Source organism: Microbulbifer sp. ABF4_107 (assembly GCF_056312215.1).
Window position 1 is genome coordinate 953,231 of record NZ_CM149983.1, and the last position, 19,377, is coordinate 972,607.

22 protein-coding genes are annotated in these 19,377 nt (G+C 58.0%); 12 read left to right on the top strand and 10 right to left on the bottom strand.

Annotated features, from left to right (window positions below; all coding sequences use genetic code 11):
* Positions 1-65: 65 nt before the first annotated feature.
* Positions 66-1,916: a DNA helicase RecQ gene (recQ, locus tag ACYX4K_RS03850; protein WP_475093425.1), complete on the bottom strand. Its 1,851-nt coding sequence runs from the start codon at positions 1,914-1,916 to the stop codon at positions 66-68.
* 163 nt (positions 1,917-2,079) lie between these two features.
* Between recQ and ACYX4K_RS03855 the strand changes: the two genes are divergently transcribed.
* Positions 2,080-2,544 (top strand): hypothetical protein, encoded by a 465-nt coding sequence (locus tag ACYX4K_RS03855; protein WP_475093424.1) that lies wholly within the window; start codon positions 2,080-2,082, stop codon positions 2,542-2,544.
* Positions 2,545-2,551: 7 nt separating this feature from the next.
* Here the strand turns inward: ACYX4K_RS03855 and ACYX4K_RS03860 are convergent, their stop codons facing one another.
* Positions 2,552-3,358 carry a glutaminyl-peptide cyclotransferase gene (locus tag ACYX4K_RS03860; protein WP_475093423.1) on the bottom strand — a complete coding sequence of 269 codons (807 nt, stop codon included), beginning with the start codon at positions 3,356-3,358 and terminating at the stop codon, positions 2,552-2,554.
* A gap of 82 nt (positions 3,359-3,440) precedes the next feature.
* Here ACYX4K_RS03860 and ACYX4K_RS03865 point away from each other — a divergent pair, with 82 nt between their 5' ends.
* The gene (locus ACYX4K_RS03865) at positions 3,441-4,070 is read left to right on the top strand and encodes a DUF502 domain-containing protein (RefSeq protein ID WP_475093422.1); all 630 of its coding nucleotides are present in this window, start codon (positions 3,441-3,443) and stop codon (positions 4,068-4,070) included.
* On the opposite strand, the gene mnmC is transcribed toward ACYX4K_RS03865, so the two are convergent.
* The 4 genes from mnmC to ACYX4K_RS03885 form a co-directional block, all read right to left on the bottom strand.
* Entirely contained in the window at positions 4,067-6,190 is a 2,124-nt protein-coding gene (gene mnmC / locus ACYX4K_RS03870; RefSeq protein ID WP_475093421.1) for a bifunctional tRNA (5-methylaminomethyl-2-thiouridine)(34)-methyltransferase MnmC2/FAD-dependent 5-carboxymethylaminomethyl-2-thiouridine(34) oxidoreductase MnmC1, read from the bottom strand. The two genes, ACYX4K_RS03865 and mnmC, sit on opposite strands and share 4 nt — an antisense overlap.
* Positions 6,191-6,205: 15 nt before the next feature.
* Entirely contained in the window at positions 6,206-6,748 is a 543-nt protein-coding gene (gene fldB / locus ACYX4K_RS03875; RefSeq protein WP_475093420.1) for a flavodoxin FldB, read from the bottom strand.
* A gap of 3 nt (positions 6,749-6,751) precedes the next feature.
* Positions 6,752-7,216 (bottom strand): tRNA (uridine(34)/cytosine(34)/5-carboxymethylaminomethyluridine(34)-2'-O)-methyltransferase TrmL, encoded by a 465-nt coding sequence (gene trmL / locus ACYX4K_RS03880; RefSeq protein WP_475093419.1) that lies wholly within the window; start codon positions 7,214-7,216, stop codon positions 6,752-6,754.
* A gap of 321 nt (positions 7,217-7,537) precedes the next feature.
* Positions 7,538-8,068 (bottom strand): glycine cleavage system transcriptional repressor, encoded by a 531-nt coding sequence (locus tag ACYX4K_RS03885; RefSeq protein WP_475093418.1) that lies wholly within the window; start codon positions 8,066-8,068, stop codon positions 7,538-7,540.
* Between the two features lie 194 nt (positions 8,069-8,262).
* Between ACYX4K_RS03885 and ACYX4K_RS03890 the strand changes: the two genes are divergently transcribed.
* The 3 genes from ACYX4K_RS03890 to ACYX4K_RS03900 all read left to right on the top strand — a co-directional run bounded on the left by ACYX4K_RS03890 (position 8,263) and on the right by ACYX4K_RS03900 (position 10,089).
* The gene (locus ACYX4K_RS03890) at positions 8,263-9,069 is read left to right on the top strand and encodes a class I SAM-dependent methyltransferase (RefSeq protein WP_475093417.1); all 807 of its coding nucleotides are present in this window, start codon (positions 8,263-8,265) and stop codon (positions 9,067-9,069) included.
* Between the two features lie 121 nt (positions 9,070-9,190).
* A complete protein-coding gene (locus ACYX4K_RS03895) occupies positions 9,191-9,421 on the top strand; it encodes a YheU family protein (RefSeq protein WP_475093416.1) in 231 nt (76 codons plus the stop codon).
* The gene (locus ACYX4K_RS03900; RefSeq protein WP_475093415.1) at positions 9,421-10,089 is read left to right on the top strand and encodes an alpha/beta family hydrolase; all 669 of its coding nucleotides are present in this window, start codon (positions 9,421-9,423) and stop codon (positions 10,087-10,089) included. Before ACYX4K_RS03895 ends, ACYX4K_RS03900 begins: the two co-directional genes overlap by 1 nt.
* Here ACYX4K_RS03900 and ACYX4K_RS03905 read toward each other — a convergent pair.
* Positions 10,007-10,351, bottom strand: a complete 345-nt coding sequence (locus ACYX4K_RS03905; protein ID WP_475093414.1) for an antibiotic biosynthesis monooxygenase family protein — start codon at positions 10,349-10,351, stop codon at positions 10,007-10,009. The genes ACYX4K_RS03900 and ACYX4K_RS03905 overlap by 83 nt on opposite strands.
* A gap of 174 nt (positions 10,352-10,525) precedes the next feature.
* Between ACYX4K_RS03905 and tusA the strand changes: the two genes are divergently transcribed.
* Complete coding sequence (gene tusA / locus ACYX4K_RS03910; RefSeq protein ID WP_475093413.1) at positions 10,526-10,756, top strand: sulfurtransferase TusA; 231 nt, start codon at positions 10,526-10,528, stop codon at positions 10,754-10,756.
* Between the two features lie 215 nt (positions 10,757-10,971).
* Here the strand turns inward: tusA and ACYX4K_RS03915 are convergent, their stop codons facing one another.
* On the bottom strand, positions 10,972-11,658 hold the full coding sequence (locus tag ACYX4K_RS03915; RefSeq protein WP_043316907.1) for a hypothetical protein: 687 nt from the start codon (positions 11,656-11,658) through the stop codon (positions 10,972-10,974).
* 613 nt (positions 11,659-12,271) lie between these two features.
* Here ACYX4K_RS03915 and ACYX4K_RS03920 point away from each other — a divergent pair.
* Genes ACYX4K_RS03920 through ACYX4K_RS03940 form a run of 5 tightly spaced genes read left to right on the top strand, consistent with a single transcriptional unit; the run spans position 12,272 to position 17,032 of the window.
* Entirely contained in the window at positions 12,272-12,808 is a 537-nt protein-coding gene (locus ACYX4K_RS03920; RefSeq protein ID WP_475093412.1) for an elongation factor P hydroxylase, read from the top strand.
* Positions 12,805-13,704: a 5'-3' exonuclease gene (locus ACYX4K_RS03925; protein WP_475093411.1), complete on the top strand. Its 900-nt coding sequence runs from the start codon at positions 12,805-12,807 to the stop codon at positions 13,702-13,704. Before ACYX4K_RS03920 ends, ACYX4K_RS03925 begins: the two co-directional genes overlap by 4 nt.
* A gap of 34 nt (positions 13,705-13,738) precedes the next feature.
* Positions 13,739-14,881: a 4-phosphoerythronate dehydrogenase gene (locus tag ACYX4K_RS03930; protein WP_475093410.1), complete on the top strand. Its 1,143-nt coding sequence runs from the start codon at positions 13,739-13,741 to the stop codon at positions 14,879-14,881.
* On the top strand, positions 14,878-16,083 hold the full coding sequence (locus ACYX4K_RS03935; RefSeq protein ID WP_475093409.1) for an ATP-NAD kinase family protein: 1,206 nt from the start codon (positions 14,878-14,880) through the stop codon (positions 16,081-16,083). The genes ACYX4K_RS03930 and ACYX4K_RS03935 overlap by 4 nt, the downstream gene beginning before the upstream one ends.
* A gap of 4 nt (positions 16,084-16,087) precedes the next feature.
* Positions 16,088-17,032 carry a class I SAM-dependent methyltransferase gene (locus ACYX4K_RS03940; RefSeq protein ID WP_475093408.1) on the top strand — a complete coding sequence of 315 codons (945 nt, stop codon included), beginning with the start codon at positions 16,088-16,090 and terminating at the stop codon, positions 17,030-17,032.
* A gap of 20 nt (positions 17,033-17,052) precedes the next feature.
* Here ACYX4K_RS03940 and ACYX4K_RS03945 read toward each other — a convergent pair whose 3' ends face one another.
* The gene (locus tag ACYX4K_RS03945; protein ID WP_475093407.1) at positions 17,053-17,442 is read right to left on the bottom strand and encodes a hypothetical protein; all 390 of its coding nucleotides are present in this window, start codon (positions 17,440-17,442) and stop codon (positions 17,053-17,055) included.
* 34 nt (positions 17,443-17,476) lie between these two features.
* On the bottom strand, positions 17,477-18,691 hold the full coding sequence (locus ACYX4K_RS03950) for a pyridoxal phosphate-dependent aminotransferase (RefSeq protein WP_475093406.1): 1,215 nt from the start codon (positions 18,689-18,691) through the stop codon (positions 17,477-17,479).
* Between the two features lie 252 nt (positions 18,692-18,943).
* Here ACYX4K_RS03950 and msrB point away from each other — a divergent pair, with 252 nt between their 5' ends.
* The gene (msrB, locus tag ACYX4K_RS03955) at positions 18,944-19,345 is read left to right on the top strand and encodes a peptide-methionine (R)-S-oxide reductase MsrB (protein ID WP_475093405.1); all 402 of its coding nucleotides are present in this window, start codon (positions 18,944-18,946) and stop codon (positions 19,343-19,345) included.
* Positions 19,346-19,377: the final 32 nt, after the last annotated feature.

Consider the following 19,377-nt stretch of genomic DNA (forward strand, 5'->3'; position numbering starts at 1 on the left):
TTGAATCAATGGCTCTTCAATTTAGCCGTAAATCATTGCCGATGCGCCAGTGGATGGACAGGTTATTAAGTGTCAGCCTCGGTGACGTTTTCAAATTCAGACAACAGTTTCAAAAACGGTTTGCCAAATTTTGCCAGCTTGCTGTCTCCGATTCCGGAAACCGCCAGCATTTCCTGCTCGTTGCGCGGTCTTGCGCTGAGCATTTCCCGCAGGGTGGCATCGTGGAATACGACGTAGGGCGGAACCCCAAGGTCTTCCGCCAGGGACTTGCGCAGGCCGCGCAGGGCATCCCAAAGCGGTAAATCGTCCTCGGCAATTTCCACCGTGGCGCGGGTGCGTCCACTTTCTGATTTTCCGGAACCTTTTGCGGCTTTTGGCAGTGTTCGCAGCTGTACCGATTCTTCAGCGCGCAACACCGGGCGGCACTGCTCGGTAAGTTGCAGGGCGTTGAACGCTTCCGCGTTCACGCGCAGGTAACCGCGTACTACCAACTGGCGGGCAACCGCGCGCCACTCATTGGAACTGAGATCGGCACCTATACCGTAAGTGGACACCTGGTTGTGATTGAACTGGCGGATTTTTTCCGTATCCGCGCCGCGTAAAACGTCGATCACATGGGCGGCACCGAAACGCTGGCCGGTACGGTAGATACAGGACATGAGTTTGCGGGTGGCATCGCTGGCATCCCAGGTAACAGGTGGGGTCAGGCAGGTGTCGCAGTTTCCGCAATCCGCGGCGAGCGTTTCATTGAAGTATTGCAAGAGCGCACGGCGCCGGCAGCTGGTGATTTCACATAAACCCAGCATGGCATCGAGACGCTGGCGCTCCTGACGCTTATGCTCCTCACTGCCCTCTGAGGTGCTTGCCATCTGGCTCAGCTTGACCACGTCTTCCAGGCCGTAGAGCAGCAGGGCGGATGCCGGCTCGCCGTCGCGTCCCGCGCGGCCGGTTTCCTGGTAATACGCCTCGATACTTTTGGGTAGATCCAGATGAGCCACAAAGCGTACATCGGGCTTGTCGATCCCCATACCGAAGGCAATGGTAGCCACCACGATGACGCCTTCCTCCCGCAGGAAGCGGCGCTGGTGATCCGCGCGGGTGTCTACCGCCAGGCCGGCGTGGTAGGGCAGGGCATTGAACCCCTGCTGTTGCAACCAGGCTGCGGTGGTTTCTACCTTGTTGCGTGACAGGCAGTAAATGACCCCGGCGTTACCCTGGTGCTCTTCTTTGAGAAAATGCAGAAGCTGGCGCTTGGGGTTGTCCTTGGGGGCAATGCGGTACTGGATATTGGGCCTGTCGAAGCTGCTGACGAAATGGCGCGCGGATTCCAGGTCGAGACGGCGGGCGATCTCTTTTTGCGTGCGCTGGTCGGCGGTGGCGGTCAGCGCTACCCGCGGCACATCGGGGAAGCGCTCGTGCAGGCAGGACAGGTGCAGGTAATCCGCACGGAAATCGTGGCCCCACTGGCTCACGCAGTGCGCTTCGTCGATGGCAAACAGGGAGATATCCGCCTGATCCAGCAGCTCCAGGGTGCGCGGTTGCAGCAGGCGCTCCGGGGCCAGATACAGCAGGTCCAGTTCGCCCCGTAGCAACTGCGCTTCCAGCTCCTGTGCCTCGTGGAACCCCAGGGAGGAATTCAGGAATGCCGCGGCGACGCCCACCGCACACAGCGCCTCTACCTGATCCTGCATCAGCGCGATCAGGGGGGATATCACCACGCCGCAGCCCGGGCGGGCGAGGGCGGGGATTTGATAACACAGGGATTTGCCCCCGCCGGTAGGCATCAGGACCAATGCATCCTGCCCGCTGACCAGCGTGTCGATAATGGCTTGCTGGTCACCCCGGAATTCGGTGTAGCCGAAGGTGTGTTCGAGGATGTAGTGGGGCGAATCTGAGGAGGGGGCGGCGTCATTCATGGCGGGCAGTATACCGCCTGAATTTGACCGAAGGCGAACTGGTACGGCCATTCGAGGTCATCAAAGTTGGCGCGCTTTGCCTTGGGGGTGGCGTGCAAGCCCTCCATATTTTGAGAACTTTAGCTATAATCGCTGCACCGCTGACATAGACAGGGATAAAGCTATGCGCGCAAAGACAATGAAGTCTATGACCACTACTCGCATTGGGGTTGCTGCTTTTTTGATCGGTCTTGCCGGTTGTATGAGTCAGGCGCCCGAGCCCATCAATCCGCGCAATCTCGCTCAATCCGCGGTGGCTGATACCCATCTTGGCTGGAAGCCTGCGCCCGCCCACCAATTGAATTATTCGCTCGCGACCTCTTCTGGTATTGCGCGCATGGAGATGCGGCAGTTACCTGAAGATTTGCAGGCAGTGACCATCGAGTTACCCGGCATGCGGAATATCGAGGGGATTCAATGGCGCGCATTCAATGGTGAGCATGCCATGCTGTTCGATGGCGACAGGGGTTTGGAGGGGGTGACCGTTGAGCGCCAGCAGCGAGGCTACCTTTTGCAGGTTCGCGGCGCGGCCCTGGAATCTATTCGCCCCGGAGGCTTTTTGACGGTCATCGACTACTACCGGAATTGAACCGGTACTAGTGGTCCTGTTCCATATCTGGAGCAAGTTCGTCAAACCCGAATCCCAGGGGCCGGATAAGATAGAGCTTCGGCCACAGCTTTCCTGTTACCCAGAGGCCATTGCGGGCCTTGTCCCAGGCGATGCCGTTGGCCACGGCATCCACATGCCGCCCCCCGGGCAGGCTGTCTTTCTTCAAGTTCTTCAGATCCACCCAACCCTGCACCTCTCCCGATTCCGGGTCAATGGCGATAATCCGGGTGTCCTGCCAGATATTGGCCCAGATCAGTCCGTTCACATACTCCAGTTCGTTCAGTCGCGACCACTGCTGTCCGCCGCCGGTGACCTTGAGTTGGCGAGTCACCTTGAAGCCGTCCGGGGTGCGGAAGGTGAGGGTGTCGCTGCCGTTACTCATGATCAGTGACTTGCCATCACTGGTCAGTCCCCAACCCTCTCCGGAATAGTGCAGCAGGTGTACCAGCTGGAAGTTGTTGCGATCGTAAATCTGCAATTCGCCCGCGCGATAGGTGAGCAGGTACAGGTAATCCCCAAATACGGCGAGCCCCTCCGCAAAGCGGTTGCCCGCCAGCCACTTGCGTCTTACGGGATTGCCACCGGGGTCGGTATACTCCGCCAGCCATGAACGACCGTAGAGGCCGCTGCTCTCCAGCCACCGCTCGCCATCGAAATAGAGTCCCTGGGTGAAGTGGTCCGCGGGGCGAGACTTGCTCTCCAGAAGCTGATATTCCACGGGTCCTGGAGCAGTCGTGGCAAAGGCGGGATTGCACAGTGTGAGCAAGAGCAGAGCGGTGAGGGCGGCTTTCATGGTCTGATTCGGGCTTCCCGATGTTCGCCGGCGAAGCGCCGGTGTTCCTTAACGATCAATGCAGTGTTTGCTAGAAACCAAGATGACCAGAATTAAAACATTTATCACCCTGACCCTGTTAGGTGGCCTGGCGGTTGTACTGCCCATCGCTATTTTTATTTTGCTGTTCCAGTGGCTATTCGGCCAGATCAGCGAGCTGGTGGCGCCGGCGACCGAATGGATGCAGGCGCATACCGAATTAAAGGATAACTTTGCCCGCCTGATCGTCATAGCGCTGATCCTGGGCATCTGTTTTGTGATCGGCCTGCTGGTGAAAACCAGTGTGGGGCGCTGGGTACACAAGCACCTGGACCACTGGCTGGGCAAGTTGGCGCCGGGCTATAACACCATCAAGGAACTGGTGCTGCAGTTTATCGGTGGCGGTGGTACCGAGGGTGTACTGTCCGGGCCGGTAGCGCGAGCGCGGATTCACGGTGCGGACAATCCGCTGTCGGTGACTGCGATTGTCACATCCACCCACGCCGATGGCCATTTCACGGTATACGTACCCACTGCACCTGTGCCGACCTCCGGTTTTGTTTATCACCTGCCACCGGAGTGCGTGGAGATTCTGCCTCACGTTACCGTGGAGGCGGCGATGAAATCCATCGTCGCCTGCGGTTCGGGCAGTGGGCAATTGCTGGCGCAGCCCAAGCTGGAAGAAAAAGCTTAAATGTCCCGGTTTTTACCCAATGCGCGAATCGCAAATCGCATTGGGTGCAGTGCCTTCACCAGATCTTCTGAAACCGGCATCACCTCGTTATTGATCCAAGCGGCCAGTACCTCTGCGGCCAGCGGTGCATAGGTAAAGCCCCGCGAACCCAGGCCGGCGAGCACATACAGGTTGTGCTGGTAAGGCGTGCGCTGAGAGATCCGTTGCTTACGATTTTTTCTGAGTGCACTGTAAGTGCTTTCCAGCGCATCCCACTGTGCAACGGGTCCTGCCATAGGCAGGTAGTCCAGTGTAGCGGCGCGCAGTGCGGCGCGGCCCTGAAGAGGTTGGTCTGCAAACTCTTTTTTAAATTCTGGAAGCAGGGTGCCGAGGGTTTCCAGGTTTTCCCGGTGCTCCTCTTCGCGAATTTCCGTTTCCATTTGCTTGAGTTTAAAGGTGGCGCCGAAGCTGTGCTGCGAGGCCTTTGGCCCGTCCATGTCCTTATCGCCGGCATCCGTTGCCGGTGCGATATAGCCTTCGCCGCACAGGGCAATCTTCAGCTTTTCTGTAGCTGCGGTTGCCTGGGCAAAAGAGACCTGGCCGCGGATTGGTTGCAGGGGCAGGGGGGCGGTTTGCGGGAACTGGCGATTGAAGTTGGCGGCACACAGAATCAGTGCATCAAAGCATTGCGTCGGTTTTTCGCGGTCCAGTTGCAAATGCCATTGATCTTCCAGGTATCGAGCCTCGGTGACCCGGGTATTGAACCGGGCGTGAATATTGTCGTGCTGCAGTAAGCTGCTACAGACCTGCCTGGGTTGTAGCCAGCCCGCGTTTGGAAAATACAGGCCCGGATAATCCAGTGCTACGCCAGCGAGTTCAGCGGCCCGCTCTGCGGTCACCGGCTGCGCCAGCAGGCTGTTGCTCTCCAGATCCGAATACAAATCCAGCTGCTCGCAAATCTGCTGCTGCAACTGCCGTTCTTTATCTGTTTGCGCCAGTTGCAACAGGCCGTCAAAGTGCGCTGCCTGCGGGCAGGTGTTCGGGTAAAAGCGCTGGGCAAACTGCAGTGCCTGCAGATTGAAATCCCCGTTGGGGCCGGGTTTGGGGGAGAGCTTTGCGTACAGGATACCCTGATCGTTTCCCGAGGCCCCGCTGCCAGGTTGAGCACCTTCCTCGAAAACCGTGACTTTATAGCCCCGTACCGCCAGTGCCTGTGCGGTAGCGGCACCGGCGATACCGGCACCGACTACCGCGATGGTATTTGGTTTTTCAATGGAAGAGGGCGGCAGGTGCCAGGGGGTGGCGGAAAAAGTTTGCTCGTTGCCGTTTTCCTGCTCAGGGGCAAACTGCCCGCGCAACATTTCCCGCTTGCGCCCAAACCCCGGCACTTTTTCCAGGGCAAAGCCCACGGATTTGAGCCCGCGTTTCACAACCCCTGCACAGGTAAAAGTGGCAAAGGTCGCGGCCGGTGCACTCAAGGCTGCGATGGACCTGAACAGTGCCTCACTCCACATATCCGGATTCTTCGACGGCGCAAAACCATCCAGAAACCAGGCATCGATCTGCCGGTCTCGCTGAGGATCTTCCAGAGCAAGGGATTCGAAACCATCACTGGCTTCACCGATCACCAGCGTCAAATGCACATTGCCCGGAAAATTGATCCGGTGCACGCCGGGCGCGAGATACACCGGGTAATTCGCAATCAATTGCGCACTCAGTGCTTCGAGCTCCGGCCACATTGCCAGCGCCCGCGCCAGGTCCTGGGGGTGCAGGGGAAACTTCTCCACACTGACAAAGTGCAGGTGCGCGGAGGTCGGGGCGGCACTCTGCCAGAGCTGCCACGCCGCGAGGAAATTCAGCCCGGTCCCGAAGCCGGTTTCACCAATGGTAAATACAGAATTTTCCGCAAGCGCCGCCCAGCGTTCGGGCAAGTGGTTCTGTGTGAGAAAAACGTGGCGGGTTTCTTCCAGCCCGGAAGCGGTGGAAAAATAGATATCGTCAAAAGCGCTGGAAACCGGCTGGCCGTTGTCACGCCACTCCAGCTGCGCGTGGCGAACAGAGCTTTGTTCTTGTGAAGGAACTTGCGGCTGCTCGCCGGGCTGCCTGTCGACTTGGTTGTCGGGGGGGAGGTGGTCGCTCATGTACCGGGCGTTACCTTAATCCGCAAGGCCAAATTCGCGCATAACCTGCGCGCACCACTGATCCAGGCGTTCGTCGCTGCGATCAAACTCGTTCTCTTCATCCAGCGCCAGCCCCACAAACTGACTGCCATCCGGCGTCAGCCCCTTGGACTCTTCAAACTCGTAGCCGTCCGCAGACCAGTAACCCACCGCCTTGGCCCCAACCGCCACCACCTGCGCATGCAGATAACCCAGCGCATCCTGATACCACTGCGGGTAACCTTCCTGATCGCCAAGCCCGTAGCAGGCCACTTTCTTGCCGCTCAGATCCAGTTCCGCCAGCTGATCCCAGCAATTCTCCCAATCTTCCTGCAGCTCACCATAGTCCCAGGTCGGGATACCAAGGATCAGAAAATCGTAGTCCTGCATTAGCGCCACATCGTCCGTCGCCACATTGTGCAGATCGATCCACGCCTCACCGAGTCGCTCGCGAATCTTCTCCGCAGCCATCTCCGTGTAACAAGTGCTGGAACCGTAAAACAGCCCGATCGGGGCCAGGGAAGTGTCTGTTGTTTGCATGATTTACTGAGCGTTCACATAGCCCAGCTGACGCCAGGCCTCATAAATAACGATGGCTGCCGCGTTGGACAGATTGATACTGCGGCTGTTGGCACACATGGGAATCCGCAGCGTATTCTCCGGCCCCGTCATCGCCAGAAACTCCGCCGGCAAACCCCGCGTCTCCGGCCCGAACACAATCGCATCATCCGCCTCAAACACCACATCCGAGTGTGGCTTACTGCCCTTGGTGGAAAGCGCCAACACCCGCTTCGGCTGCTCCGCCTCCACAAACGCCTCCCAATCACGGTGACGCACTACACGGCTGTACTCCGCGTAATCCAGCCCCGCACGGCGCAGGCGCTTGTCATCCATCGCAAACCCCAGGGGCTCGATCAGGTGCAGCTCCGCGCCGGTATTGGCGCACAGGCGGATGATATTGCCGGTGTTCGGGGCAATTTCTGGTTGGTAGAGGACGATTTTGAACATGTATGCAGACACTGAACGAATGACTGGCGAGTACAGAAGGGTTTGTCTTCAGGTGGTTCGCCGTAGGTGCCGCTACCGGGTATTGCCTTGTGAGACGTTGATTCGGGCCGAGGCCCTCACCCTTCGGGCGCCTGCGGCGTCCAAATCCGGGTACGGCTTTGTCAAAAAAGGATGTTTTTGCTGAGCCCCCATGGATGGGTTACCGGGGGGGCGCCTAGCTCGTGTCTCACAAGGCAATACCCGGTAGCGGGACCGCCTCGTGACTAATTCTGAGCCCCAAAAGCCAAGACGTTACACGGCCATGGAGCTGAAAGGCGCGGATTATAACGCGGAGGACGTCTCTTCGCAGTCTATCTCGACGCCCAGCTCATCGGCGATCTCGTCGAGCTCATCGTGCAGGCCATCGATACTCACATCCTCGGCCACGCTGATCGTGCATTCTGCAGAGAACAGCGGCTCACCACTCCACGGCGTACTTCCGTAACGGGTATCCAGCGTCTCCACATTGATCTTGCGGGCCGCCAGCGCCCGGGAAATCTCCTTCACAATCCCCGGTCGATCATTGCCCACCAGCTTCAACTGCAACGTCTGACGACTATCCGCCGCCACAGCCAGCGCATCCTCAATCTGCAGTTTGAAATCGTTCCCCGCCAGGTTCTGCAGCGCCTCCCGCAGGCGGGCACTATCCTCCGCCGTCACGCTAACGCGCAGAATACCCGCGAACTTGCCGGCAAAATGCGCCATTCGGCTGTCTTCCCAGTTGCCACCGTTCTCCGCTACCGCAGCGGAGAGCATCTCCACCACACCGGGTTTATCGTCGCTGATGATCGAAATGACGAGGTGCTGTTGCATAGGGGCATCCTTCCTGGCACAGATAACAATGTGGTGAATTGTAGCCAGTGAGAGCCTCGGTGGGGAAAAAACGTGAATAGGCCTCAACTAGCCGAGAATGCCACTCAGTAGCCTTTACATGGCGTCGGCCAACGTGTTGAATCCGTGAGTGCAGAAAATAATTCCAACCACCTGAATCACTTGGGAGATTCTTGATGAAACTGACTCACTGGCTCGCCGGTATGGCCTGTGCCATGACCATCGCAGGTACCGTACAGGCCGATCCCATCAAAGACGCCGTCGCCAACGACAAGCGCACGGAGAAGTACACCCAGCGCGACCAGCACCGTCATCCCGCGGAAACCCTCGAATTCTTCCAGATCAAACCCGATATGACCGTGGTGGAAATCTGGCCGGGCGGTGGTTGGTACACGGAGATTCTGTCCCCGCTACTGAGCGATGAGGGCAAGCTGTACGCGGCGCACTTCCCCAAAGACACCGATGTGGGCTACTTCAAACGCTCCCGCGAAAGCTTCGAAAAGTGGCTGGCGGACGAGAAAGAAACTCACGGCAAAATCGTACTGACCGAATTTGCACCGGGCAAAGACACTGAAATCGCCCCTGCAGGTACTGCCGACGCAGTTCTGACCTTCCGCAATGTGCACAACTGGATGCGCGGCGACAACGAAGCAGCGGCCTTCAAGTCCTTTTACAAGGCCCTCAAACCCGGTGGCGTTCTGGGTGTGGTCGAGCACCGGGCCAAGGTCGGCACCGAGCGCGATGCCATGAAAACCAGCGGCTACATGACCCAGGATTACGTGGTTGAGCTGGCTACCAAGGCCGGGTTCGTACTGGAAGAAGCCAGCGAGGTGAATGCAAACCCCAAAGACACAGCAGTACATCCGAAAGGCGTCTGGACCCTGCCGCCGTCTCTGGCGCTGGGTGATGAAGACAAGGAGAAGTATCAGGCCATCGGCGAAAGTGACCGTATGACCCTGCGGTTCCGCAAGCCCAAGTCCTGATCTGCAGGGCGAATGCCTTTGCACTGATTCAGACGGTAAAATGCCTCGAGCCCGAACGCTCGGGGCATTTTTCGTTATTGAATAGCCAATCCAAATTTACGCATTTATTGAATCGCACTTCATGATCATTCCCTACAAGCAATTGGACCCGGAAACCCTGCAAAACCTGCTGGAGGAATACGCCACCCGCGACGGCACCGATTACGGCGAGCGGGAAGTGAGTCTCACCGACAAGGTCGCCAACCTGCGTCGCCAGCTGGACAACAAAACCGTGGTGATCTGGTTTGAGCCCGGGGAAGAATCCATCAATCTGGTTCTCGCGGAAGATATTCCCAAAGACGGGGATTACTGATGGCTGTGCCTGTGAATTGGCTGATTAATCGCCCCGATGGCGATCCCATCGCCTGGTTCCTGTTCGCCCACGGCGCCGGCGCGCCCATGGACAGTGATTTCATGCAAGTCATGGCCGAGTTACTGTCGGAGCGGGAGATAGGTGTCATTCGTTTCGAGTTTCCCTATATGGCGGAGCGCCGGCAAACCGGCAAGCGGCGCCCCCCGAACAAGATGGACGTTCTGCTGGCATCGTTTCAGGAACAGATCGATCGAGCGGAATCGGAATTTCCAGGTGTGCGGCTGACTATCGGTGGCAAATCCATGGGCGGACGCGTGGCGAGTATGCTGGCTCAGGAGAATGTCGGCCGCGGTGCGGTTGCTGGCACTGTGTGCCTGGGCTACCCGTTCCACCCCTCGGGCAAACCGGACAAGCTGCGCACCGAGCACCTGGCACGGATGACTTGCCCCACGCTGATTATCCAGGGCACCCGGGACAAGCTCGGATGTCGGGAAGAAGTAACCGAATACCCGTTGGGATCAGGTATTCAGCTGCACTGGCTCGAAGATGGCGATCACGACTTCAAGCCACGCAAAGCCAGCGGCTTTACCCAGAGACAACACTGGCAGACGGCTGCTGACCAGGTACACCACCAGATACGCCAATGGCTGCGTCCTCAAGGATCGTAATTCTTTCCTCACTGGCCATCATGGGTGACAGCTGGGCCATCTGATCCCGCCGTTCCTCACTGTCGTACCATTGCTGCCAGTGCAGCACCGATTTCCAGCGGGAGAGCGTAAAGCGGCGCAGCGGATTGCCCAGCTCGGTGTAGGTGTGCCCGTCCACAAACCCGGTGGTCTGGTAGGCATTGGTCAGCAGCTTGCGGGCCGCGTCTTCGTAGGTGGTTTCCAGGTCTTCCGCGATTTCTCGCTCAATCAATACGTAAATCATTTTGCGTTTGAATCCTGCTAGCTCTGGATTGGTGGTCTCGGTGTACGCAGTTTAGCCTTGGGCGCCGGTGGTCGCTCTTCAAACCTAGACCCACCAACCAAGACCGCCAAACCGAAACCAATCGGTCCTACCATACCAGATGACGCGCCCGTGCAAATCCCCGACAATAGCCCGATGAAGTCACACCATACCCTCGATGCCCGCGGCCTCCTGTGCCCGGAACCCGTCATGATGCTCCACACCGCCGTGCGCAACGTCGCCGCCGGCGAAGTGCTGCAGATGTTCGCCACCGACCCCTCCACCCAGCGGGATGTGCCCAAGTTCTGCCAGTTTTTGGGTTATGAGCTTGTTAAGCACGCCGAGGAGAATGACGAGTTTGTTTATTGGATCAAAAAGGCCGACTGACCCACAGATGCCAGAAGCGAAGGCCGAGCACCGGGTATAGGTTTTCAAAACCGTCGGTGCCATGGACGGCACCGCCGGAACATACAGGGACGTACTCGCTGCGATTTTGAAAACCTATACCCGGTGATTGGCCGCCACAATAGAACGAAAGAATCCAGAAATAACAAGGGCGACCACTGGCCGCCCTTGTTTTACATGTAAGAGAGGGAAGTAAGTTAGGGCGAAGTGACAAGCGCCGCGATCGCAGCCAGGGCCTCCGGGTCCTCAGATTTGATCTTGTTGGCGATGTGGTGTTGGAAGAAGTAACGGAAACACTCCGACTCCTGAGCGGGGTACAGACAATCGTCCCCGGGGAGTACAGGCGTAGTCTCCACACTATTGTGATCAATCAGCATGCCGTGGATCTCACCACTGGCAAATAGACGCCAGCTTACGACTTCAGTAAGGGTCAGATTCTCCTTATCCGCATCCATAAACACCGCATGAGTGCCAATGGTATCGGGGATCTCCTGAACCACTTCATCTGCTTGATTGCTTTCGTACTCGAAGTATTCCGCCGCAGTCTCCAGCTCGACGATCTTATGGATGGGCGGCTCGTGGAAAATTTCCTCGATGCCAGAGTCGTAATAGCCTTCAAACCGTCCATCCAGGGGATCCTGAATATCCGGACAGGCGACGATGGAGTTCAACCAGGGAACCAGCCCGACCACCTCACCGTTGGCACGAAGCCCCCAGCAAAGGATTTTCAGACTGTAGAGATCCGTTCCACTGGAACTGTTGGAGTAGAGCATTTCCAAGCCATCCAGCTCCGGAGACAGACGGATAAACCGCAGATTCTCTGAAGTTTCGATAGGCTTGCCGGTGAAGAGGTCAACCACGTTGTTAGTACTGTGGTCGGTCATAGAGCACCTCCTTGCAGGGCCGGTAATAGGGCGGAAGGTCTTGTACTACTTTTTGTGAGGGCCCTGAAAGAGCAGCTTCAGTCCCCTAAAGAAGCAACCGGCGTAGGGATACTGTGCGAAGGCCTGCTGGCCATCGCCAAATCCAGACTCCGGGAGCAACTTTTTTGCCTCCCTGGGAAGCCGGTACCGCAACCGAAAACAACCACCCAAGGCGCTCGTGAATGATGGCATTGAGCAGCAGCAGGTTTCCGGTATCCCTATATTCAAAGGTATATTCTGATCCGCAGAAATACAACCAGCGGAGCAGGGTTCTTTGCCTCTAAATGCCTCCTTTTTGCGTGAATGGGTAGGGTGCAGTCGCGGACTCCGTATTCGGCGCCCGTGTGATAGCCATGTATTCGCCATATGAGAGAAAGGCGGTATCAAAGCCTTCCGACCTTGATCCCCCCATTCTCGCTGATATAGTCCGCGCCAACCGGGCACACTGCCTGTTGCCCACCACCGACAGTGACAACACGTTTTGCCGAATACAGCGACAGCTTTAGAAGAAGAGCAAGTTCCGTACCATTCTGACCCCGCCAGGGGCGGGAAAGTCCCTGTGCGCGAAGATTCTGTGACTGAACGAATAGTCACCGTCTTCGATAGCTGTTTTTCCGCCCGGCAAGCCCTTAATACCCGCCTGGTGGGAGGCCACTCCGAGCCTTTTTACCGCCCGGCGACTACCGTCGGCGGATGCCACCGGGTGGAATTCACGTTCGACTACCCGGCCAGCGCCCTGCACGAGGCCGCCCACTGGTGTGTGGCCGGTGAGATGCGACGCCAGCAGCCGGATTACGGCTACTGGTATGCCCCGGACGGACGCAACGAGGTACAGCAGGCGGAATTCGAGCGGGTGGAAGTCAAACCTCAGGCTCTGGAGTGGATATTTTCCAGGGCCTGCGGTCTGGGCTTTCGGGTCAGTGCGGACAACCTCGACGCGGGCCTCGGCCCCAGTGATGCCTTCAAGCGGGCCATCTGGCAGCAGGTGCAACGGAACTGTACGGAGGGGGTGAATTCGCGGGCGCGTCAGTTTGCACTGTCTTTAGCGGTGGCCTTTCGCCAGCCCGACCCCTTTCAGTCCCGGGACTATCGCCTGGAGGATCTCGGGTGAAGCAGATCTATCTGGTAGATGCCTCGGTCTACATCTTCCGCTACTACTTCGCGTTGCCCCCCAATTGGGAAAGTCGCTCCGGCTACACCACCGAGGCGGTCTACGGATTCACCAATTTTCTCCTCGACCTGCTGGCCCGCCGACCGGATGGCATAGCCTGCGCGTTTGACGAGTCTCTGGGCAGCTGCTTTCGCAACGAGATCTATCCAGACTACAAATGCAGCCGGGTACTGCCGGATGAGGCACTGGCTTTCCAGCTGGCTGCCTGCCGGGAAATGGCCGAGGCGCTGGGGATTGCCAGCTTTGCCAGCGATCGCTATGAGGCGGACGATATCCTGGCGACCTTGACCCGGATCTGTGCGGAGGCGGGGGAGGCGCCGGTGGTTGTCACCCGCGACAAGGATCTCGGCCAACTACTGGACCGCGGCGCTGCCAGCCTGTGGGATTTTGCTGCGGATGATTTCATCGCTCACGGCGAAATCGAAAAGAAATTTGGTGTGCGCCCGTCGCAGATTGCCGATTACCTGGCACTGGTCGGCGACAGTATCGACGATATTCCCGGTGTGCCCGGTATTGGCGCCAAGACCGCATCGCAATTGTTAGGCGCATTCGACTCGGTGGATGAATTGATCGCGAATTCCGAGCAGATCGCGACGCTGAAAATTCGCGGCGCTGCCAGCCTCGCGAGAAAAATCGACGATCACCGTGAGCAGATTACGATGTCCCTGAAACTGGCGCAACTGGCTTACGATGTGCCGCTCAGGTTGACAGTCCCTGATTTAAGCTGCGCGGGCATTGAGCCAGATCTTGCGATTGCGCTGGCAGAAGAGTTTGGCATTGCCGGACTCGCGAGCAAGATCAATCGTACATTGAGTGCCGAACACGCAGCTACCTGAACCCTCCTGATTTAAAACGGAATTGTCCCTCTGTATGAATAGTTCCCCCGTTGTGCCGCTTCTGAATATCGTCGCCGACGAAAATATTCCCGGCCTGGATCGCTGGTTTGGCGATCTGGGCACTATTACCCGCGTCCCCGGCCGCACCGTAAGCCGGGAGCAGTTGGCAAGTGCGGATGTTCTGCTGGTACGTTCCGTCACGGAAGTGAATGAAGCGTTGCTCACGAACACGCCGGTGCAATTTGTCGGCAGTTGTACCATCGGCACCGATCATCTGGATATCGGGTGGCTGGAGGCTCAGGGTATTGCCTGGAGTGCGGCGCCCGGTTGTAACGCCAACTCTGTTGTGGAGTATGTGTTCTGTGCTCTGGCAGCGCTGGATATTGACTGGCGCGCGCGCAGCTTCGGTATTATCGGGTGCGGCAATGTCGGCGGCTCCCTGCAGCGCAAGCTGCATGCACTGGGTATATCCTGCAAAATTTATGATCCTTGGAAAACCGACAATCCGGATAGCGCAAGCCTCGATACGGTGCTGCAACAGGACGTGATCTGCCAGCATGCACCGCTGGTGAAAGGCGGGCCGCATCCCAGCCTGCATATGCTGGATGGCCAGGCACTGGAAAGTATTCGCCCAGGCTCCGTACTGATCAGCGCCGGCCGCGGTGCCGTAATTGACAACCGAGCCCTGCTGACACTGCGCGAGCGTGAGCAGAAATTCACCACGGTTCTGGATGTATGGGAAAACGAGCCGGATATCAGTCTGGGTCTACTGGATTCCGTCGACCTGGGCAGCCCGCATATCGCCGGCTACAGTCACGATGGCAAACTGGCCGGCACGCGTATGGTGCGTGAAGCGCTCGACCGTGCGCTGGGTTTGCCGGGTGTGACTGCCACTGAGTCATCGCAAGCGGATACGACCCCGCTTGCCACGGAGCAATCGGGATTCACCGCGATCCGCGAGCTGCTGCTCTCCATGTATGACCCGCGGGAAGACGACGCCCGCCTGCGCGCTGCGGCAAATGAAGCCGATAGTGGTGGTGAGCCCATACAGAGCGCGTTTGATCAGCTGCGCAAGCAGTACCCGAAGCGCCTGGAGTTTTCCCACTACCAGCTGGCGCAAGCGCCCAATCTTGACGACGTCACACGCAATCAACTGGCCATTCTGGGGCTCAAGTGAAACTGAAAAAACTCGGACTCATTATCAACCCCTGGGCGGGTGTCGGCGGTCCCGCAGGTCTGAAGGGCAGTGACGGCGCCGAGACCGTGGCGCGCGCACTCGCCGCCGGTATTGAACCCCAAGCGCACAAGCGCGCTGCCATTGCGCTCGCGGCGCTTCAGCCATTCAATAATGCGCTGCAAATTGTCACCTTCGCCGGTGATATGGGAGAGCAGCTCGCGACCGGGCTCGGGTTCAATGTCGAAGTGGTCGGCGAGGCTGCGGGTGATCGCTCAACGCCCGAAGATACTGAGCGCGCAGCAACGGCGATTCGAGAAGCCGGTGCAGACCTGATTGTATTTGCTGGTGGCGATGGTACGGCGCGCAATATGGTCAATGCCCTTGGCGATGCCTTCCCTGTGCTGGGGATTCCCGCCGGCGTCAAAATGCATTCCGCCTGTTTTGCCATTTCTCCCCGCGCCGGCGGCGAAGTGTTGCGCCGGTTGATGGCCGGTGAGCTGGTGGACCTGCATCAGCACGAGGTGCGGGATATTGATGAAAAGTCTTTCCGCGAGGGCAGGGTAAGCACCCGTTACTACGGTGAGCTTCTGGTGCCGGAAGAAGGCCATTTTCTGCAGGCGGTAAAAAATGCCGGGCGCGAAGTAGAGGAGCTTGCAGTTGCGGATATCGCCGCGCAAATCGTGGAAGAAATGGACGAGCTGGATCCCGATACCCTCTATGTTTTCGGCCCCGGTTCCACCACCCTCGCGGTGCTGGGCGAGCTCGGCGGTGATGGAACCATAGAAGGAACCCTGCTGGGGGTGGACCTCTGGCGGAAAGGCGCACTGCTCGCCGCCGACGTCAATGCGCCGCAGATCAATGACGCGATAACCCGGCACCGCGAAAGCGACCATGAGCGCCCGGTAAAAATTATCCTCACCGCTATCGGCGGCCAGGGGCATCTGATTGGCCGCGGTAACCAGCAGCTGAATCCGTCCGTGCTGAAGGCGGTGGGTCGCGACAATCTGATGGTGATCGCCACCAAAACCAAAATAACCGAACTGGGCGGCCGCCCGCTGTTAATCGATAGTGGCGACCCGCAACTGGATGAGGCCTGGAGTGGCTTTGTGCGTATTGTGACTGGCTACCGCGACGAAATTCTTTACCCGCTATCTGGCGATGGCAGTGGCGAAGCGCCCGCAAATTCAACCGTGAGTGATTGATATCTTGAATTGGGAATCTCTGCTGCAGGAAGTGCGCAGCAAACTGACGGCATCGGACCCGGGTAAAACGACCGACAGCCGCCGCTTGTTTCATGGCCGTGGCAACTGTTACCCGGGACTCGAACGCGTATGTGTGGATAGCTACTACCCCGCCATACTGGTGACCCTGTTCGATGAGCACGAAGGGGAAGATGCGCTGGCTGAGGCCTTGTGGTCTCTGGTGGAACCAGCCGGGTACTCCGGGGTGGCGGTGCAGCGGCGCTACGTGCGCAGGTCTCCGATTGAGTGGCACTGCGGTGAGCCCGTGGATGCACCGGTAGCGTACCGCGGTGATCTGAAGTTCCCGCTGACCTTTGATCACCAGAATGTGGGCTTTTTTCTGGATATCGAGCCTGGCCGCCAGTGGTTGGAGCAACAGGTGCAGGAAAAATCCGGCAAGGTAGGAAACCTGAAGCTGTTGAACCTGTTTTCGTTTACCTGTGCGTTTTCTGTGGTGGCCCGGGCGGCAGGCGAGCTGGAAGTGCTGAACGTGGACCTGAATAAGGGTGTATTGAAACGGGGACAGGCCAATCACCAGATCAACAATCTGGCGAGCAAGGGTATTCGCTTTCTGGCGATGGACGCACTGCGGGATTTCAGGCGCTACGACCGCCGTGGACCTTTCCAGTTGGTTGTCGTGGATCCACCCACGCGCCAGCGTGGCAGTTTCGATGCGGCGGAAAACTATCCGCGCCAGCTGGAATTGTTGCCAGGGTGTCTCGCGGACGAAGCGGATTTGCTGTTGGTGCTGAATTCGCCCGCCCACAGCGAACAGTATTTCAGGGATTTAATTGAGGCGGCGAATCCCGGCTACTCTGTGGTGGCACGCCTTCCACAAAGCCCGGATTTTCCCGATAGCGACCCCGATGCGGCGTTGAAAATGCTGCATGTAAAGTTCAGACGGGGGTAAATAACAAACGTGGGGAAAGCTTAGAGCGAGCGCATCAGCTCAACGACCAGTCCTTCGAGTTGGGGAGAAGAACCACTGCGCACCACCTGGTCCAGTTTCTCCGCATTACTCAACCCATCGTCCCCCCTACTCACCAGCAGCAAAAAGCTGCGGTGGGACAGGGTGGCATCTTCGATCGCTTCCTGGCGCACCAGCTGGGTGAAGTTGATATAGCCACACTCTTTCAGCCAGGTCATGGCGCCCAGGCAGGCCAGGTGCCGGGGCGAGTGCAGGCCGAATTCATCGGGCGTATCCGGTCCGGAAATATCTTCTACATAGATGGTGGCCGGAGCGGGAAACTGCTGGAACAGAGCCAGCAGTGTTCTCCCCGCATCGCGGTAAAAGTCGTGAATGTGCAGATCGTCCAGCATAGGCTCAAGTTTACAGTAGTTCTGTTTGCGCCAATTAGCGGGTGTAGCGCTCGAGGAAGTCGCCCAGTCGGCTCACCGCGTGGGACAGGTCATCTGCGCGGGGCAGGAACACAATCCGCAGGTGATCCGGTGCGTCCCAGTGAAACGCACTGCCCTGTACCAGAAGGATTTTTTCCTGGCGCAGGAAGTCGAGCACGAAGCGTTCATCGTTTTCAATCTTGTGGCGGTCCAGATCGATCTTGGGGAACATGTAAATTGCACCCTGCGGTTTTACGCAGCTTACCCCAGGGATATCGTTCAGCATGCGCCAGGCTAGGTCCCGCTGCTGGCGCAGGCGGCCGCCGGGCAGTACCAGATCCTTAATACTCTGGTATCCACCGAGTGCAGTCTGTACGGCGAACATCGCCGGAACATTGCCGCACAGGCGCATGGACGACAGTATATCCATGCCCTCGATAAACCCGCGCGCGCGCTGCTTGGCACCGCTTACGATCATCCAGCCAGAGCGAAACCCGGCCAGGCGGTAGGACTTGGAAAGTCCGTTGAAACTCAGGCAAAGCACGTCATCGGCGAGTGACCCCATGGGAATAAACTCGGCGTCGTCATACAGGATCTTGCTGTAAATTTCGTCGGCAAAAATGACCAGATTGTGCTGGCGCGCTACTTCCACGATCTGTTCCAGCAGCTCGCGCGGATAGACAGCACCGGTTGGGTTGTTGGGGTTGATCACCACGATGCCGCGGGTGCGCGGGGTGATCTTGGATTTGATGTCATCAATATCCGGCAGCCAGTCCGCCTGTTCGTCGCAGCGGTACAGCACTGCCTTGGCTCCGGTCAGGTTGGTGGCGGCCATCCACAGTGGGTAGTTGGGCATCGGCAACAGCATTTCATCGCCGTTGTTCAGCAGTGCCTGGGTGGACATGGAGATCAGCTCGGAAACGCCATTGCCCAGGTAAATATCATCGATGTCGACGTTGGGGACACCGAGATTCTGGCACTCGTGCATGATGGCCTTGCGCGCTGCAAACAGCCCTTTGGATTCCACATAGCCCTGCGCCTGGGACAGGTTGTAGATCACATCCTGGAGGATTTCATCTGGCGCGTCGAAGCCAAACGGGGCCGGGTTGCCGATGTTCAGCTTCATGACCCGGTGGCCTTCTTCTTCCAAGCGTGATGCCTGTTCCATGACCGGTCCGCGAATTTCGTAACAGACCCCGTGGAGTTTTTCCGACTTGTGAATATCCTTCATTGCTGTGTTCTTTGTGTGGGCTTCTTCTAAAAAGGGTTTGTGTCAGTCAACCAGATGGTCTCGGGAGGACGATCGGGCAGGCAAAATCGTTTCTACCAAACGCTCGGACCTAGTAGGCTGTGCTACATCTAGGCGGGTAACCGGCCGGACGAAGGGTGGGCACCTGGATATAGGGGTGCTGCCGCAAAGCGTTTTGCCGGGCAGGGTAATGCCGCTGGGTACTGACTTATCAGGCAAAAAAGGAGTCACAGTATGGCAAAAGAAAAAGATGATAACTACTGGCGCGAACACCTGACCCCGGAAGAATTTCACGTTTGCCGGGAAGCCGGGACTGAGCGTCCATTTAGCGGTGAGTACTGGGATACCTTTGAGGATGGAAAGTACCACTGCCGTTGCTGCGGCGAGCTATTGTTCCGCGCGGAGTCCAAATTCGACGCCGGCTGTGGCTGGCCGAGTTTCGATGCCGAAGCGGAGCAGGGTGTGGTGGAAGAGCGCGTGGACAGCAGCCTCGGTATGCAGCGTACGGAAATCGTCTGTGCCAGCTGCGGTTGCCACCTCGGGCATGTCTTTCCGGACGGCCCTACAGAGACCGGCTTGCGCTATTGTGTTAATTCACTGTCGGTAAAACTGAACCCGGACGAGAAACCCGAATAGCGGGTAGCACCGGGCCCTATAGGGGAGTTCGA